1 protein-coding gene is annotated in these 1,352 nt (G+C 65.9%); it reads right to left on the bottom strand.

Annotation, left to right across the window (positions count from 1 at the left end; genetic code table 11):
* Positions 1–1,352, bottom strand: a 1,352-nt coding sequence (gene rpoD / locus ACFHPP_RS31030) for an RNA polymerase sigma factor RpoD (RefSeq protein WP_437167080.1), incomplete at both ends; no start/stop codon positions are given.

Consider the following 1,352-nt stretch of genomic DNA (forward strand, 5'->3'; position numbering starts at 1 on the left):
CGCAGCACGCGTTCCTCGCGCGGCGTCAGGCTGGACAGCACGCGGGTGGTGGCTTCGCGCAGGTTGGACTGGATCGCGGCATCCAGCGGGATGATGGCGTTCTTGTCCTCGATGAAGTCGCCGAGGTGGCTGTCCTCCTCGTCGCCGATCGGCGTCTCGAGGCTGATCGGCTCCTTGGCGATCTTCAGCACCTTCCGCACCTTCTCCAGCGGCATGCCGAGTTTTTCCGCCAGTTCCTCCGGCGTCGGCTCGCGGCCGATCTCGTGCAGCATCTGGCGGGAGGTGCGCACAAGCTTGTTGATCGTCTCGATCATGTGGACCGGGATGCGGATGGTCCGCGCCTGGTCGGCGATCGACCGCGTGATGGCCTGCCGGATCCACCATGTCGCATAGGTGCTGAACTTGTAGCCGCGGCGGTACTCGAACTTGTCGACCGCCTTCATCAGGCCGATGTTGCCCTCCTGGATCAGGTCCAGGAATTGCAGGCCGCGGTTGGTGTATTTCTTGGCGATGGAGATCACCAGGCGCAGATTCGCCTCGATCATCTCCTTCTTCGCCTGCGTCATGTCGCGCTCGCCGCGCGATACGGTCTGGTAGACGCGGCGGAAATCCGGCACCGGCAGGCCGGTATCGGCGGCGACGCGAGCGATCTCGGCGCGGATCGCCTCGGCGTCGTCCTTCGAGCGCAGGACGAAGGTCTTCCAGCCGCGCGTCTGCAGCTTGCTGATGCGCTCGAACCAGCCCGGATCCAGCTCGCTGCCGCGCCACTGCTCCAGGAACTCCTCGCGCTTCACCTTCTGCGCCTCGGCGAGGCGGAGCACCTGGCCTTCCAGCGTGGTCTGGCGCCGGTTCAGGCCCTTGAGCTGGTCGACCAGCTCCTCGATGCGGTTGTTGTGGAGATGCACCTTCTCCACCAGCGCCACCAGCTCCTGGCGCTGCTTCTCATAGGTCTTCTCGTTGCGCTGGGACGTCTCGCCGCCGGAGGTGTAGGCATCCATCCGCTTGGAGGACAGCTTCTGCAACTTGCCGAACAGGCTCTCGATCTGCTCGAAGGCCACCAGCGCTTCCGGCTTCAGCTTTTCCTCGAGCGCGGACAGCGAGAGGCCGACGCCCTCGGCCGCCTCGTCGCCTTCCTCATATTCCTCCTCGGGCGGCGGCGTGCCCTCCGGCGTGTTGGCGCCCGCTGTCGCCTCCAGGTCGATGACATCGCGGAGAAGCATGCGGCCTTCCTTGACCGCGTCGTGCCAGGCGACGATGGCCCTGAAGGTCAGCGGGCTTTCGCACAGCCCGCCGATCATCATGTCGCGGCCGGCCTCGATCCGCTTGGCGATGGCGATCTCGCCCTCGCGCGA

The sequence above is a fragment of the Falsiroseomonas sp. E2-1-a20 genome, assembly GCF_051433195.1.
In the GTDB taxonomy this organism is placed as follows: domain Bacteria; phylum Pseudomonadota; class Alphaproteobacteria; order Acetobacterales; family Acetobacteraceae; genus Falsiroseomonas.